This is a genomic window from Caldimonas tepidiphila (genome assembly GCF_003569765.1).
GTDB classification, from domain to species: domain Bacteria; phylum Pseudomonadota; class Gammaproteobacteria; order Burkholderiales; family Burkholderiaceae_C; genus Caldimonas; species Caldimonas tepidiphila.
Genome location: NZ_QXMG01000180.1, coordinates 1 through 849 on the forward strand (window position 1 = coordinate 1; position 849 = coordinate 849).

The window sequence follows — 849 nt, forward strand, 5'->3', positions numbered from 1 at the left end:
GAAGAACAGCGCGCCCAGCGAAGAAAGCAGCCCTCCACCATGTCCCTCGCGGCCTCCCGCACCGCCGAAGACCCCCGCCCCGGCGACAGCTACGTGCAGTCCTTCGCGCGCGGGCTCGAAGTCATCCGCTCCTTCAGCGCCCAGGCCCCGCGCCAGACCCTCTCGGAGGTCGCCGCGCGCAGCGGCCTCACCCGCGCCGGCGCGCGCCGCATCCTGCTGACGCTGCAGACCCTGGGCTACGTCAGGAGCGACGGCAAGCTCTTCTGGCTCACCCCGCGCATCCTCGACCTCGGCTTCGCCTACCTGTCCTCCATGCCGATGTGGAACCTCGCCGAGCCGCTCATGGAGGAGCTCGTCGCGCGCGTCAAGGAGTCCTGCTCGGCCGCCGTGCTCGACGGCACCGACATCGTCTACGTGCTGCGCGTGCCGGTGCACAAGATCATGAGCATCAGCCTGGGCGTGGGCTCGCGCCTGCCCGCCTCCTGCACCTCCATGGGCCGCGTGCTGCTCGCGGGCCTGCCCGAGGCCGAGGCCGAGCGGCTGCTGCTCGCCGGCGAGCGCCGCGCCTTCACGCGCCACACCGTCACCGACGTCGAGGCGCTGATGGCGCGCGTGCGCCAGGCGCGCCAGCAGGGCTGGTGCCTCGTGAACCAGGAGCTCGAGGAGGGCCTGATCTCGATCGCCGCGCCGCTGACCAACCGCGCCGGCGAGACGGTGGCCGCGCTCAACATCTCCGGCCAGGCCAACCGCACCAGCGCCGCGGTGATGCAGAAGACGATGCTGCCGCAGCTGCTCGACGCCGCCCGCTCCATCTCCCAGCTGCTCGCCGCCCGCGGCGCCGGCTGAGCC

The 849-nt window shown here is 72.8% G+C and carries 1 protein-coding gene; it reads left to right on the forward strand.

From position 1 onward, the window contains the following. Positions 1-39 precede the first annotated feature (39 nt). Positions 40-846, forward strand: coding sequence for an IclR family transcriptional regulator domain-containing protein (locus tag D3A59_RS24995; RefSeq protein ID WP_119157991.1), 807 nt, complete (start codon positions 40-42; stop codon positions 844-846). Positions 847-849: the final 3 nt, after the last annotated feature.

Excerpts from the sequence above, each read along its gene's own strand:
- D3A59_RS24995 (WP_119157991.1), top strand. The coding sequence starts at position 40 with ATGTCCCTCGCGGCCTCCCGCACCGCCGAAGACCCCCGCCCCGGCGAC.